16 protein-coding genes and 1 riboswitch are annotated in these 14,648 nt (G+C 54.8%); of the genes, 14 read left to right on the top strand and 2 right to left on the bottom strand.

Annotation, left to right across the window (positions count from 1 at the left end; all coding sequences use genetic code 11):
- Positions 1–175 precede the first annotated feature (175 nt).
- Together RIN67_RS00650 and cytX are read left to right on the top strand one after the other, a co-directional pair.
- Positions 176–481 (top strand): helix-turn-helix domain-containing protein, encoded by a 306-nt coding sequence (locus RIN67_RS00650; protein WP_264999564.1) that lies wholly within the window; start codon positions 176–178, stop codon positions 479–481.
- 47 nt (positions 482–528) lie between these two features.
- Positions 529–631: riboswitch (TPP riboswitch) on the top strand.
- Positions 632–690: 59 nt separating this feature from the next.
- Positions 691–1,875: a putative hydroxymethylpyrimidine transporter CytX gene (gene cytX / locus RIN67_RS00655; RefSeq protein WP_313826105.1), complete on the top strand. Its 1,185-nt coding sequence runs from the start codon at positions 691–693 to the stop codon at positions 1,873–1,875.
- 72 nt (positions 1,876–1,947) lie between these two features.
- Here cytX and RIN67_RS00660 read toward each other — a convergent pair whose 3' ends face one another.
- On the bottom strand, positions 1,948–2,520 hold the full coding sequence (locus tag RIN67_RS00660; RefSeq protein WP_264999566.1) for a cadmium resistance transporter: 573 nt from the start codon (positions 2,518–2,520) through the stop codon (positions 1,948–1,950).
- Positions 2,521–2,743: 223 nt separating this feature from the next.
- Between RIN67_RS00660 and RIN67_RS00665 the strand changes: the two genes are divergently transcribed.
- The 4 genes from RIN67_RS00665 to RIN67_RS00680 are packed head-to-tail and all read left to right on the top strand — an operon-like array spanning position 2,744 to position 4,996.
- The gene (locus RIN67_RS00665; protein WP_313826104.1) at positions 2,744–2,983 is read left to right on the top strand and encodes a TetR/AcrR family transcriptional regulator; all 240 of its coding nucleotides are present in this window, start codon (positions 2,744–2,746) and stop codon (positions 2,981–2,983) included.
- The gene (locus RIN67_RS00670) at positions 2,980–3,240 is read left to right on the top strand and encodes a hypothetical protein (RefSeq protein WP_313826103.1); all 261 of its coding nucleotides are present in this window, start codon (positions 2,980–2,982) and stop codon (positions 3,238–3,240) included. The genes RIN67_RS00665 and RIN67_RS00670 overlap by 4 nt, the downstream gene beginning before the upstream one ends.
- 18 nt (positions 3,241–3,258) lie before the next feature.
- Positions 3,259–4,317 (top strand): ABC transporter permease, encoded by a 1,059-nt coding sequence (locus RIN67_RS00675; protein ID WP_313826102.1) that lies wholly within the window; start codon positions 3,259–3,261, stop codon positions 4,315–4,317.
- A 4-nt stretch (positions 4,318–4,321) separates the two neighbouring features.
- Entirely contained in the window at positions 4,322–4,996 is a 675-nt protein-coding gene (locus RIN67_RS00680) for an ABC transporter ATP-binding protein (RefSeq protein WP_264999569.1), read from the top strand.
- A 128-nt stretch (positions 4,997–5,124) separates the two neighbouring features.
- On the opposite strand, the gene RIN67_RS00685 is transcribed toward RIN67_RS00680, so the two are convergent.
- Entirely contained in the window at positions 5,125–6,318 is a 1,194-nt protein-coding gene (locus tag RIN67_RS00685; RefSeq protein WP_264999570.1) for a multidrug effflux MFS transporter, read from the bottom strand.
- A 342-nt stretch (positions 6,319–6,660) separates the two neighbouring features.
- Between RIN67_RS00685 and lepB the strand changes: the two genes are divergently transcribed.
- From lepB to RIN67_RS00725, 8 genes are all read left to right on the top strand, one after another.
- Entirely contained in the window at positions 6,661–7,245 is a 585-nt protein-coding gene (gene lepB, locus RIN67_RS00690; protein WP_264999571.1) for a signal peptidase I, read from the top strand.
- A gap of 120 nt (positions 7,246–7,365) precedes the next feature.
- Positions 7,366–7,821, top strand: coding sequence for a MarR family winged helix-turn-helix transcriptional regulator (locus RIN67_RS00695; RefSeq protein ID WP_024748028.1), 456 nt, complete (start codon positions 7,366–7,368; stop codon positions 7,819–7,821).
- Between the two features lie 94 nt (positions 7,822–7,915).
- A complete protein-coding gene (locus RIN67_RS00700; RefSeq protein ID WP_264999572.1) occupies positions 7,916–8,659 on the top strand; it encodes an ABC transporter ATP-binding protein in 744 nt (247 codons plus the stop codon).
- The gene (locus RIN67_RS00705; protein ID WP_264999573.1) at positions 8,637–9,800 is read left to right on the top strand and encodes an ABC transporter permease; all 1,164 of its coding nucleotides are present in this window, start codon (positions 8,637–8,639) and stop codon (positions 9,798–9,800) included. Before RIN67_RS00700 ends, RIN67_RS00705 begins: the two co-directional genes overlap by 23 nt.
- A 1-nt stretch (position 9,801) precedes the next feature.
- Entirely contained in the window at positions 9,802–10,470 is a 669-nt protein-coding gene (locus RIN67_RS00710; protein ID WP_264999574.1) for a TetR/AcrR family transcriptional regulator, read from the top strand.
- Between the two features lie 137 nt (positions 10,471–10,607).
- Positions 10,608–11,939: a C1 family peptidase gene (locus tag RIN67_RS00715; RefSeq protein ID WP_264999575.1), complete on the top strand. Its 1,332-nt coding sequence runs from the start codon at positions 10,608–10,610 to the stop codon at positions 11,937–11,939.
- 523 nt (positions 11,940–12,462) lie between these two features.
- On the top strand, positions 12,463–13,284 hold the full coding sequence (locus tag RIN67_RS00720; protein ID WP_313826100.1) for an AAC(3) family N-acetyltransferase: 822 nt from the start codon (positions 12,463–12,465) through the stop codon (positions 13,282–13,284).
- A 208-nt stretch (positions 13,285–13,492) separates the two neighbouring features.
- Positions 13,493–13,753 carry a hypothetical protein gene (locus RIN67_RS00725; RefSeq protein ID WP_024748022.1) on the top strand — a complete coding sequence of 87 codons (261 nt, stop codon included), beginning with the start codon at positions 13,493–13,495 and terminating at the stop codon, positions 13,751–13,753.
- Positions 13,754–14,648: the final 895 nt, after the last annotated feature.

The raw sequence follows: 14,648 nt of genomic DNA on the forward strand, positions 1-14,648 counted from the left end.
CTGCATGACTTGTGTAAAGAGGGTTGTGCTGGGGCACAAGAGCAGGTATCTTAGAAATATGTTCTTGTGAAAATCACAAATCTTAGTTAATAATTAAATTTGATTATTAAAAACTATTATTAATAATTAAGAACAAACGCGTACCTAACAGGATGTGGTTCGGGGGGCTTTCAGCATGACAGACTACACAGTTCAGCAGGCAGCAGAATTGGTGGGACTCACACCGGCGGCGGTGCAGGTCTACCAGCAACAGGGATTGATTACGGCCACGGCCCAAGGCACCTTAGACGCCAGTGCGTTGCAGTGGCTCAGTCGGATCAAGCGGTTACGGCTCAGTGGGATGGCGCTCTCCCAGATTGCGGCGTACGTCGCCCAGAATCGGGTGGATGGTCAGCCACTGGCTACCGACCAGCCGCAAGAGCAGTATACCCGTTTCTTAGCCGAATCCACGCCGCCCCTCACTTGGGATTACTCGGATTAACTTGAGTTCTAGCAGTGATAACGGTACCATGGAAGTAAATCTAAATACGAAAACACTAGGGGTGCCCCAATTGGGCTGAGATGAACGATCGTTCGATCCCTTTGAACCTGTTAAGTTAGGACTTGCGAAGGAAAGTGTTCGATTAAAACGACTTTCGCGCGGACTCGACCCAGCGGGAGTCGTTTTTGTAAATCAAAGGAGTTTTTTGGATGAAGACACAGTTACATGGCCTCTTTTTACTTTGGCTTGGCGCGGCAATCTCGATTGCCGAGATCGTGACCGGTACCCTGATGGCCCCACTAGGATGGCAACGGGGATTGGCGGCGATTCTGGTGGGGCACTTGATCGGTTGTGGCCTCTTTCTGTTGCCGGCGGCTTACTTATCCGCTCAGCAACACCAGTCGGCGATTGGGGTGACCCAGACGGTCTTTGGTCCCTGGGGCGTCCGGCTCTTTTCCCTCTTGAACGCGTTGCAATTATTAGGTTGGACCGCTGTGATGATCGTCAATGCCCAGCTCGCGATGAACGGTATTTCCCAGCACTTGCTGGGGTTCCACTCGGCCGTCTTAATGGCCAGCATCGTGGCGGCCTTGATTATTGTCTGGCTACTCCTAGACCACGACTGGTTGTTTCGGGTGAATAACCTGGTCGTGATTCTCCTGGCCGTGGGGATGCTGGTCATGATGGGCGCCATCTTGGCGACCGGGCACGTCCATCCCAGTCATGGTGCGGCGTTAAGCTTTGGGAGTGCCGTTGAATTGAACGTCACCATGGCCCTATCCTGGTTACCCTTAATTGGGGACTACACCCGTAAGACCACGCAACCCTGGCGGGCTAGCCTGGTCAGCGTGAGCGGGTATTTCCTGGGGAGCGTCGCGATGTTCGCGATTGGCTTATTCACCGTGATCTTAACGGGTCAGGCGGACTTCACGGCCGTCTTAGCCCAGTCGAAGATCGGGATTCTGGCCCTGCTGGTGATCGTGTTCTCAACCGTGACCACTACCTTCATGGACGCTTTTTCGGCGGCCACCAACTTGAACAACTTGGTGCACCGGGGGCACGTGAACCTGTGGGGTGTCGGCGTCACGGTGGTGGGGCTAGCCATCGCGTTAGGGGTCTCGATGACCTTCTACCAGAACTTCTTGTACGCGATTGGCGCGGTCTTCTCCCCGTTATTCGCCATTTTGGCGGTCAGCGTTTTCGGGCTCAAGCAACGGTTAGCCGTGGGTTGGAACTTCGCGTGGTGGCTCGTCGGGGTCATCGGGTATTCCTGGTTACAGAAGCTGGATTTCTTTGGCGGGACCACGTTATTGCTCCTGCTGGGGTTATCGGTAGGCGTCTACCTGACGAGCCGGGTCACCCGGCGGTATCCCTTGATGACTAAGCAAGATTAACGCAAAATGAACGCCCGGATTCGGTCAGTGTGTGCTGACCGAATCCGGGCGTTTTTTGTTTCACATGAAACATTAAGGGGCGTAGGCGCGAAACAGCAGTGAGCACCCGATGAACAGGTACAAGACTGCCGTGACATAGTGGCCGTTGCGCTGTAACCAGTGGCGGTAGGACAACTGGGCCAGACACTTGGCCGCCCAATAGAAGACCGTCAGCATGGCAAACAGGGTGATGATCAAGACCACAATCTGCCAGGATAGAGCCTGGGTCAGTAAGGGGACGTAAACGCTGATGTTGTCGGCGCCGGTCGAAATGATTAACGTCGCGATGGTCCAGGAGAGGCGGTGACGAGACTTAGTCAGTTGAGAGGAATCCTGAGCTGAGGGTGCGGTGAACGCCGTTTTTAGCCCGATGAGAATCGGAAAGATGCCCAGGACACCCATAATCGTGGTTTGGGGCAGACTGCGTAACGGATACGCACAAAGGCCGCTGATCAGAAGCAGTACCGTGGTTCCCAGACAATCACCCAGGTAGATGGCGCGGTTGGCTGAGTTGCCATGGATTCCGAATAAGATGGTCAGTAAAATCAAGCAATCAATACTGGTCGATGCGTAAGCCACGATACCCGTTGCGATAGTGGTCAACATGGTGGTTCCTCCCCGAAAACGTTAGTGAATTAAGCGTACCATACGGCCGGACTAGTGACGCACCCCCGCCGCAATCACACAAGAAATTTATGATTTTAGACAATAATTTAACAATCTTCGGTACTGGAACGGCTAAAGTTGACACGGTGTCACCAACGTGCTATTCTCAATTCATCACCTAAAAGTGACACGGTGTCACTAACCATTTTCAGGAGGCGTTTCAATGCCAACCGCAACCTTTGACCATTTAACCGCACCCAAACGCGACCGCATCACGGCGGCGCTCCTCACAGAATTTTCAGCGCACTCGTTAGCCACAGCGCAAGTCGCCCGCATCGTCAAGCAGGCCGATATTGCGCGCGGGGCCTTCTATAAGTACTTCGCCGACTTGACCGACGCGTATCAGTACCTGTACGGCTTGGCCCTCGACCAGATTCACCAGGCCGTGCCGACCTCGATGTGACTGCCACCTACGCGGCGGTCCGCGACTTCGTGGACCAGGCGACTGCCAGCCCCTATTACGCGTTGATCCAACGCCATTTTCAAACCAACGAGGGCCTGTTGCCCGTGGCGCCCGCCATTCCGGCGACCATGACGGCTCCCGTCTGGGCGGCCATGGTCCTGAGCCACGCCACGATTAAAGAAATTATGTTACGCCCGGATAGTCGAACGGCCAGTCTAGCGCGGTTCCAGACCGCATTACGGGCGTTAGCGGACTAGACCTAAGGAGGGAAACAGATGTTTTTAGCTTTAAAAGAAATTCGTCACGAGAAGCTCCGGTATGGCTTGATTATCGGGATGATTCTCCTGATCAGTTACTTAGTCTATGTCTTAAGTGGCCTGGCTTATGGGCTAGCGCAACAAAACACGCAGGCCATCGATTCTTGGCAGGCGCAGAGCGTGGCCTTGGATAAGGACGCCAACGTCAGCCTGTCCCAGTCGCTGATTACCGCCGATACCGCGGATAAAATGACCCTGAAGCGTTCGCAAGCGTATCTGGGACAGGCGGGAATCGTGGCTAAAGCCAGCCAACGCCCCAACCTGTCCGCCCAATTCTTAGGCCTACAACCCCAACAGTTTATCTCCCGCAACCTGACGTTGACGGCGGGGCATAAAGCCCGTAACAATCGCCAAATCGTCGCGGACACCGCCTTTCAGCAACAGGGCTACAAGCTGGGTGACCGCGTGACCCTAAATTCCGTGGATGGCAAGTACACCATCGTGGGCTTCACCAAAAACGCCAAGTTGAGCGTGGCCCCGGTGGTCTACGGGACGTTGGGCGCATGGCGGACCTTGCGCGGGGTCACTCCCGCCTTTAAGGCCAGTGCCGTAGTTTCTCAGCGGGTCCACCAAATGGTACCGAGTCCGTTGAAGACCTACAGTACCCAGGCCTTCATCAACAAGTTACCGGGCTATTCCGCCCAGAACACCACGTTTACCTTCATGATTGGCTTCCTAATGATTATCGCGGTAGTGGTGATCGCCGTCTTCTTGTATATCCTGACCATGCAGAAGCTGCCCAACTACGCCGTCTTGCGCGCCCAGGGGATTCCGTCGAAGTTTTTGGTCAGCACGACACTGAGTCAGGCCTTCATCCTGGTCGTTGGCGGCTTAGTTCTGGGGGCCCTGTTGACGGTGGCCACTATGCGGATCTTGCCGCTAGGGGTGCCGATTAGCTTTAACCTGCCACTCTTGGCGGGAGTCACTGGCGGCATCCTCTTGACCGGGATCTTGGGTGCGTTGATTCCAGTGAAACTGATTTTGAAAGTCGATCCCGTGACCGTGATTGGAGGATAAGCAGATGCCCGCATTAGCGTTACAACACGTCAATAAATTTTTTGGCCAGGGAACGAGTCGCGTCCAGGTCCTAAGCGATGTCAACTTCGCGACCCAACCCGGTGAACTCAGCCTAGTCTTGGGCCCGTCCGGTTCCGGGAAGAGTACCTTTTTGACCATCGCCGGTGGCATTCAAACGCCGACAGATGGCCGGGTGACCGTCGACGGTCAGGCCCTGGCAAGCATGGCGGCCAAGGACCGCGATAAACTGCGGTTACACCAGATTGGCTTCATTCTGCAAGCCCATAACCTGGTGCCGTACCTGACCGTCCGGGACCAGTTCGCCTTAGTCGACCGGGTCAAGCCGCAGGGGAACCTGAGTCCAGCGGCCCTGCGTCAACTCTTGGACGAACTGGGCATCGCGCCAATCGTCGATCAGTACCCGGGCAACCTGTCCGGGGGACAAAGTCAGCGGGTCGCGATTGCCCGGGCCCTGTATCAGGATCCCGCGATTATCCTGGCGGACGAACCCACGGCGGCGCTGGATAGCGACCGGGTCAAGGTCGTGGGGCGCATCCTTCAACAGCTGGCCCAGGACCACCATAAGGCCGTCGTGGTCGTGACCCACGACCTCCGCCTCCGCGAGTTCGCCGACCACGTCTACCAACTGATGGATGGTCAGCTGACCCTAGAAGCTTGAGACGCTCGCTTCCTGGTAACGATGTACTAAGTAAAGACAACGCAAAAGGCGCGTGCTTCAGGTCAGTCGAAGCACGCGCCTTTTAGGCATTTACCAGTTAAATTAGGGTTGTCCGTAGCGGAAGCAAATTAATGGTCGAGGTGGTGACCCTGGAACCGAATCAGCCCGTAGGCCCCAGCGCTGCAGGCGAAGAGCATGGTCGCCATGGCGGCGTAGGAACTACCGGACATCCCGGCCAGGGGCGATGCGATTCCACCGCAGGCGTTTTGGGACAAGCCGATGACGGCTGAGGCCCCGCCGGCATTGGTGGTGGCGCGGTCCATGATCACGGTAACGGTCAGCGTCAAGAGCGCGCCAATCAGGATGACTAGTAAGAGGACCAGGCCAATTACCAGCCAGAGGTTGGCGGGGAAGAGGAGCGATACCAAGAGCACAGCACTCACGGCCATGGCCGCCAGCAGGAGCCCGGTCAGCTGTTGCCGGTTCGAGAAGCGCTTGGCCAGTTGGCCGGGCAGGTTGCTCCCGACCACGATGCCCAGTCCGTTGAAGGCGTACAGGAGGCTGAAGGTTTGTGGGGGCATGCCGAACCCGGTCTGGAAGACGAAGGTCGATGCCGAGATGTAGCTGAAGAGGGCCCCGTAGACCAGCCCCGTCGCCAGAATCAGCGGCCAGAAAGCGGGTTGGACCACCAGTCCGCCCATGGCCAGGAAGGCGCTCTTGTAGCCGCCAGCCTGACGCTGGTTGACCGGCAGGGTCTCGTGCAATCCCCAGGTCACAGCTAGGGCGATGGCCAGGCCGATGAAGGCCAGTAAGACGAAGATGGCCTCCCAATCGACGTAGTGGATCATGAAGCCCCCGATGATGGGGGCGATGATCGGGAAGACCCCGTTGACCGTGTTCAGCATGGCGTAAAAGCGGGTCAGCTTTTTCCCGGAGAACAGGTCACGAGCCACTGCCCGCGCCAGGACTTGGCCGGTCGCACCAGCGATGCCTTGAACAAAGCGCAGTCCGATCAGCAGCCAGATCGAGTGAATAAAGGCGATGGCTAAGGAGACCAGGCCGAAAATTAAAAAGCCAATGATCAACGGCTTTTTGCGCCCGTACTGGTCGGAGAAGGGGCCGGCAATCAGTTGGCCCAGAGCCAGCCCGACCAGGCAGCTGGTGATACTCAGTTGCATTAACGACGCGTTGGTCATGAACTGCGTCCGCATCTGGGGAAGCGCCGGGAGATACAGGTCAATGGCTAGGGGTCCGGTGGCACTCACGGTTCCCAAGAGCAGCGTGAGCCAGATCTGCCGACGGCGAGAAAGTAATGGATTCAAAGTGGTCAGCCCTTTCATAATAATCTTAATATTGAAATGGCCGTAAAGCACTGGACCGCTACTCTGCCTAGCAGAATGGCGGTCCAGTGGGTGTCACGGTCGCAGTAATCTCTGTCCTTCATTATTGCTGGAATCCGCCAGATTTGCAAGGGGCCTCCGGTGGGTTATGCCAATATTTGTCACAAATAAATTAATTTTAGGTCAATTCGTAGGGTTTTAGGACGGTAAATGGTAAGATTAATAACAGTTCTAGACCTGAGTGTCGTCCCCCAGGGGGCCGACTGCGGGAAAGTTTCCCGCCAAGTAAATCATTAAATCGTTGTTTTATAAGGAGTGCCATCGATGCAAAAAACAAAAGAAATCATGAGTTGGATCGTCCCCGTACTGATTGGGTTAGCCATCGCCTTTGCCATTAAGGCGTTTGTCTTCACTCGGGTACGGGTCGATGGGCCATCCATGGAGCCGAACCTAGACAACGCGGAAAAGGTCGTGGCGTTGAAGCCCGCTAAGATCAAGCACCTGAGCGTCATCGTCTTTGACGCGTACGGTGAGGACCCGTCCGCTAAGACCCATACGAACTACGTCAAGCGGGTCATCGGTTTGCCCGGCGACAAGGTCGCCAGCAAGAACGGGTACCTCTACGTGAATAATAAGAAGATCAAGCAAAGCTTTATCAGCGAGACCGAGCGGACTTCCGGTACCGGGAACTGGACCTTAGCCAGCTTAGGGAAGCAGAATGGTTGGGGCAAGCACGTCACGGTCGTTCCTAAGGGCAAGTACTTCGTGCTCGGGGATCACCGGAGTGTCTCCAACGACAGCCGTTACTGGGGCTTTGTCGATAAAGATAAGGTCGTAGGGGTGGTCAAGGTGCCATTCTGGACCTCGACCAAGACCAAGCGAGCCAATATTAATTCCGTGGCCTATTAAGGGCTTCCAAGCGTTTCAGTCTCAGGCTGGAGCGCTTTTTACTTGGAAACGAATCAGTTGACTTTTCAATCTATTTAGTATATGCTTGCGCACGTAATTTGATGAGAGGGGGCTTGGTTCATGGGCACAGCTGCGAACGATTCGGATATTCTCAAATGGCTGTCGATTGCGAACCGGTACACGCGGATCGCGTTAGACCGTCGGCTCCAACCCTACCGGTTGAATGCCAGCATGTATTACTATATCTTGCGGTTGCACGAACAGCCGCGGATGACCCAGGATAAGTTAATCAGCTTGACCTATCTGAATCCCAGCAACGTGACCCGAGCCGTGAACCAATTAGTGAACCTCGGCTACGTTCGTAAGCGCCAGTCGAAGAACGATCGGCGGGTCTATGAGCTGTCCCTGACCAAGAAGGGGGAGCGCATCTACCCGGAAATCGTGAAGCTCCGGCAAGCCGTGGCGGATGCCTTATTGGTCGACGTTCCAGTCGCCGACCATGACGCGTTAGTCGCCCAGATTCAACAGCTTGCCTTGCGCGCCGTCGCGAATGAGACCCCCAGTTCAGCAGAATAGAAGTGAAAAAGCGGGTTGACGAATTGGTCAACCCGCTTTAAGATGGCCTTATAAGTGAGTGAGCGCTCACATACTACATAAAGGATGTGATTCGATGGCAACACTGATGATCGATGTCCGGGATGTGGCCAAGCGCTTTGGGACCAACGTGGTCTTGAAGCGGGTAAGCCTGCAATTGCCAGCCGGCAAGATCTTAGGGTTGATTGGCCCTTCGGGGGCGGGGAAGACCACCCTAGTCAAGGCCGTGTTGGGGATGGAAAGCGTCGATGCCGGGACCACCCAGGTACTGGGCACGACCATGCCTAACCGGGCCATCATGCAACGGATCGGGTACATGGCGCAAAGTGACGCCCTGTATACGCGGTTAACGGCGCGCGAGAACCTACACTTCTTCGGCGAGTTGCTGGGCTTGCGTGGCCAGCACTTAACGGCCGCCATTGCGCACGCCGCGCAGGTGGTCAATCTCACGGCGGACCTGGATCGCCGAATCACCGCGTATTCCGGGGGGATGAAGCGCCGGTTGTCGTTAGCCATTGCGTTGTTGCACGACCCGGACCTGCTGATTCTTGACGAACCCACGGTGGGTATCGACCCGGAACTGCGGCAGCAGATCTGGGCGGAGTTGGACCAGTTGCGAGACCAGGGCAAGGCCATCTTGGTCACCACCCACGTGATGGGGGAGGCCGAGCGGTGTGACGACTTAATGCTGATTCGGGGCGGCGTTGCGCTGGCTCAAGGGACGCCGGCAACGCTCAAGCACGACTATGGCGTATCGACGATCGAACAAGTCTTTTTGAAAGCGGGGCGGATGCAAGATGCGGATCATCGCGATCGTTAAACGGGTCTTACGGGAAATGGTGCGGGATAAGCGGACGTTAGCACTAATGTTCTTGGCACCCCTGTTGATCCTGACGTTGATGTACTTTTTGTTCCAAAATAACGCGAGCAACGTGGCGACCATCGGGGTCAGCCGGGTCGATTCCCAGCTGGTGACGGCGTTGAAGAACTCGCACACCCAAATCAGGTCGTACGACGCGCAGGCCACGGCGCGGACCCAGATTCGACGGGACAACTTGGCGGCCTTCATTCGCCAGCAAGACGGCCGGTTGACGGTCACCTATCAGAACAGTCAGCCCAGTGATACGGTGTTGGTCCGCCAGGCCTTGCAGGGCGCACGGACTAAGCTCAAGGTTCAAGCGCTCGTGGCGGCCACTAAGACCCAGCGGCAGGCCCTACAGCAGCAAACCAAGGCTTTAAAGACCCTGTTGCAACAGCGTCCCCAGGCTGGGCAGACCATCCGTACGCCAGCTAAGTCAGCGGCCGCGACGGCTCCGACTTACACCGTTACCAGTCATTACCTCTACGGCAGTGCGGATTCGACGTTTTTTGACACCTTTTTGCCCATCTTGTTAGGCTTCTTCGTGTTCTTCTTCGTCTTTCTGATCTCTGGCATCTCGCTGCTGAACGAGCGGACCACCGGCACGTTGACCCGGCTGTTGGCCACGCCGATTCGGCGGGGCGAGATCATCGCGGGCTACCTGGTGGGGTACGGGCTGTTCGCCATTGTCCAGACGGTGCTCACCGTGGCGTTCGCGTTAACGGTCTTTAAGGTCCACATATTGGGCAGCGTGGCGGTGATCCTGTTGATCAATTTCTTGTTGGCCATGGTGGCGCTGTCGTTAGGCATCTTCATCTCCACGTTTGCCAACTCGGAGTTTCAGATGATGCAGTTTATCCCGCTACTGATCGTGCCACAGATTTTCTTCTCCGGCCTGATTGCCGTCGATCAGATGCCCACTTGGATCCAAGGGTTAGCCCACATCTTCCCGCTATATTACGGCGGACAAGCTCTGATGGACGTGGCCACCCGTGGCGTTGGCCTGGGGGCCGTGGCCGGGGACCTCTGGATTCTGGTCCTGTTTGCGGTGGTCTTTACGATCTTGAACGTCGTGGGGTTGAAACGGTATCGGAGGGTTTAAAATGAACAAACAGACAGCGATTCAGACCGCCTTTGCGCAAGCCATGGCGGCTACGGAAGAGATTCCGGCCAAACAAAAACAGGTGTTGGCGGCCAGTCTCGCGCTCTTTGCGGAGCAGGGCTTTGCCAACACCACGACCAAGGAGATCGCCGAGCGGGCAGGCGTTGCGGAAGGCACCGTCTACCGGCGCTACCACACCAAGGAGGCCCTCTTAGCGGCATTGTTACAACCCGTAGTGCGGCAAGTGGTTCCCACGTTGATGCAGGAGTTCGCGCACCAGGTGATGCAACAGACCTACCCGTCTCGTCGCCAATTCTTGCAGGCGTTATTGACCAACCGAGCCGAATTTTTGCAGGGCAATTGGCGGGAAATCAAGATTCTCTTGAATGAGATGCTGGTCCGCGATGATCTACGGGCCACGATTATTCAAGAGGCGACGCCGGTGCTTCGGGACAACCTGTACCCGTTGCTTGATCATCTGCGGCAAGCCGGGGAGTTGGTCGCTTGGCCGAACGACTTGGTCAGTCAGTTCTTGATTGGGACCGTGATGACCAACCTGCTCCGGGCGAACCTCCAGGGAGATTTACGAACCTTTAGCCAGCGAATTCCCTACCTGGTCGACTTCTTAGACCGGGGCCTGGCGCCTGATCAGGCGGATAATCAGAACTAAGTCACTTAACGGACCGACCCAACGGTCCGTTTTTTGCAGCAATAATTGCGCTTTGGCGGCGGAAGGCTTAGAATGGGGATATTATAATTATGAGAGATTGATGAGAGTTCTCATAAAATGAGAAAGAGGGACCATTGATGGATGAAACACAAACCAATTCAGCGTTAAGCGCCGCGGACTTAGCGGACTTACACGCAGACCTGACCCAACAGCCCGCCCATGACGTGATCAGTCGCGCCGTTATTAAGAACGGGGTCTTAGCGGCTTCGGAGGATCCTGCCGCCGCAGTCCGGTTGAACCGGACCTTCTCCGTGGAACTCGACACGGGGGCCGTATCGAACCAGAAACACTCCGGTCGGTGCTGGCTCTTCGCGACCTTGAACACGTTACGGCACCAGTTCGCCGCGAAGTATCAGGTCAAGGACTTCGAATTGTCCCAGAGCTACCTGTTCTTCTGGGACAAGGTCGAACGGGCCAACATCTTCTACGACCGCATTCTGGCCACGGCCGATAAGCCCGTCGACGACCGTTTAGTCAGTCACTACCTGGAAAGCGCGGCCGGCGATGGCGGTCAGTGGGCCATGGGGGCTGCCCTGGTTCAAAAGTACGGGGTCTTACCTAAGAGTGCCATGCCGGAATCCTTTAACACCAACGACACCACGGGTTTTGCGGCTACGCTGGGCCTGAAACTGCGCAAGGACGCGGTGACCTTACGTCAATTAGTGGCGGACGGTGCCGATGACGCCCAAATCGCGGCGACCCGCAAGCAAGCCTTAAAGGAAGTCTATCGGATGGCGGCCTATTCGTTCGGTGAGCCACCGACCACCTTTGACCTGGAATACAAGGACGACAAGAAGCAGTATCACCGCGATGCGGGACTGACGCCTCAAGCCTTCTACCAGAAGTACTTTGACGCGGACCTGGACAACTACGTGGTGCTCGCCAACTCACCGGATAAGGCCTACAATGAGCTGTACGCCTTGCCCAGCCAGGACAACATCGTAGGTGGGAAGCACATCACTATGTTGAACCTGCCGATGGCGGAACTGAAGCGTACGGCCGTCGCCCAACTCCAAGCGGGAGAAGCCGTCTGGTTCGGGAACGACGTCTTGCAACAGATGAGTCGCGAACGGGGCTTCCTGGATAGCCAGCTCTACAAAACGGCGGATCTGTTCGGTATCGATCTGAGCTTGACCAAGGGACAACGGATGGCTTATCACGAAGCCGAAGTCTCCCACGCCATGACCCTGACCGGGGTCGACCTAGTGGACGATCAACCGACCCGGTGGAAGGTGGAAAATAGCTGGGGTGAGAAGAACGGTGCCAAGGGGTACTTTGTGATGACCGACGAATGGATGGAGGATTTCGTCTACGAAGTCGTGGTTCGTAAGGACTTCTTGACGGCCGACCAGCAAGCCTTACTCAAGCGCCAGCCGGTTGACCTGGCACCTTGGGATTCATTAGCATAATTTAGACGAACCATCCTGTGATTAGGCTGTAAAACCAAAACAGTTGCAATCGTCATTCGCCTTACTGGACGGTCAGACAAGGCCGGAACGCTGTGGGCACAACTTGGATTCCCAAGTACAGGTCTCCAAGCTTGGCCTTTTCTTAGGTGAGTTAAAAAACGCTCACCTAAGAAAATTTCACGGCTGAGCCTTGTCTGGCCGTTCTCTCGGCTTACAGGCGGGTTAACCATTCAAATAGGATAAGGTTACAGTGTTCGTTTGTGTGAATCAGACCGTCAAATGCCAGAAAACACTATTTTGGGGACGTGCAATTTAGCCGTGAGGTTGGGCCTGAAGAGGCTCAGTGGTGTCGTTGGGGTTAGTCAGCGTTTTGAGCTGGCTTACCCCAAGGCCGAGCTTGAAGACCTGGGGGTTTCAGGGCTCCAAGTCGTGCCCACCACGCTCCAGCCTCTTCAGGGCCAACCGGTAAGGCGGGTGATTACTACAGTCTGTCCCTTGGCTTTCATTTTAAGGAGGAAATTAAATGTCGAATTGGACGCAACACCCGGTGACCCAGGTGATGGCTCCGGAGCGCCTCAAACAAATTTTGGTCGAACTGGGGGTTCAACCCACGGATAGCCTGTTGGTGCACACGGCGTTAAGTCACCTGGGGTATTTACCCGGTGGGGAACAGACCCTAGTGGGGCTCCTCAAGGACCTGGTGGCCCAAGGCAACATCGTGATGCCCACCCAAACGGCTGATTGGTCGAATCCCGCCGACTGGGAATATCCCCCAGCGGTCCCGGAGGCAGCGCGAGCGATTCGCGCGGGGATGCCACCGTTCGACCCCGACCTCACGCCGATTCATAACATCGGAAAGACGCCGGAATATTTCCGGACGTTACCAGGGACTCGGCGGAGTCGCCACCCGTTGCTCTCGATGTGCGCGTGGGGCCGCGATAGTGCCCGCATTGTGGAGACGCCCACTTATGACTTGCCGTTCGGCGCTCAGGGGCCCCTCCAGAAGCTGTACGATTTAGACGCCAAGATTGTGGCGCTGGGCACGGACTACGAAAGCTGTACCGCCCTGCACCTGGCCGAATCGACGATTGACCGGCCAACGCATACGGAGATTGCGCCGGTGTTTCGGGATGGTCAGACCGTTTGGGTCGACTATCAGGATGTGGAACTAGAACCCTATGATGATTTCAATCTGGTGGGAGCGTCCTTTGAAGAAGCCCACCCGGATGCGGTTCGCTGGACGGCGATTGCGACGGGAACGATTGCCGTTTTGCCGATGCGACCGTTGATTAACTTTGCCCGGGACTATTACCGGAAGAAGGACCGGTTGATGGCTCAGAAATAGGAAATGGACGCTGCTGAAAAAATCAGTAGCGTCCATTTTGTCGTCTTAAGGGTCCGTTGACGGAGGCGGGGCAATTAGATTAGCATGGAATTGTGGCCCCCTGGAAAGCGCTTGGTAGGTGCTTTCCAGCGTTTACATATTTTGATGGGGGTTTTACATAGACTGTAATTTTTTACTGGATTGTGGAGGCGGCAGAACGGAGGATTGGATGAGTAAGCGTAGACGGAAACGGAAAAAACATTGGTTCGATACCCAGGTAGGTTCCTTGGTGTTCGTTAATTTGTTGGGTATCGGTGCCATTACACTGTTTAATGCCTACTATAGTTTTGGGACCATGCTGTTTAAAGTATCGTTAGCCTCGGCCGCCACGGACTTTTTTCGGTCAGAGATTGTCTTTAACGGATTATTTCTGATTGTTTGGAACGGGTACGTCTTGATCCGCTACTTGGTCAAGAAATATCGGAAGTGAGTGTCGTGGTTGAGTAAGGGGGTAACCCCGTTACAATGTACGGCAAAGTTAAAGCGACCGCCTTTTAGCTGATTGATCAGGGAAAAAGGGGGTCGCTTTGGGTTTGATTCCCAACGCATTGGATACAAAAAAACCGTCCTTGGTTAGGGGACGGCGCTACTCGCTTGGTTAGGGCGAGCATTTCATTTTAAGTTGGTGAATAAAATGAAAAAGGTTGGTTAATAGGTTTTTGGTATGCTTGTAGCATAACCGGTAAATGTGAAGAAATTATGAAGAAAATTAACACTAAAATGATTAAAATCATAAGTAACAACGAAAAGCCCGAAAAAACGGGATATTCTGGGGATTGGATTACTTTTTTCTAATTGATAACTGCGAATTGTAGGATAAATCGGCCCTGTTATCAGGAGATAAATTTGTTTTATTGATATAAAATAATCAATTCAATAATGGGAAACTTATGTTACATTTTGCTAAATTTTTGCTAAGAAGCCGCAAGCGGGAAATAAAAGCAACTTAAGATTAGCTCTGTGAGACCAAAACAATTTTACGGAGCTTTTTCGAATGATAGTGGCATATTTGGCGCTGTCGATTGGACATAGATCCTTAGGCTTGGTAAAGCTTTATTAGGACTGGGCTTAAAACAAAATCATTGTGATGGTCATCCGCCCTCTCGGCTCACAGTCGTATAACCATAGCGGAACATGATTCGCCATCAGGTCGCAGCATTCAGGCATTAAGAAACCCTGTCTTGGGTACACTCAATTTAGCCGTGAGGTTGGGCCTGAAGAGGCTCAGTGGTGTCGTTTGGGTTAGTCAGTGTTTTTCAGCTGGCTTACCCAAAGGCCGAGCTTGAAGACCTGGCACTTTCAGGGCTTCAAGTCGTGCCCACCAC

The sequence above is a fragment of the Levilactobacillus namurensis genome (assembly GCF_032197885.1).
GTDB classification, from domain to species: Bacteria; Bacillota; Bacilli; order Lactobacillales; family Lactobacillaceae; genus Levilactobacillus; species Levilactobacillus namurensis_A.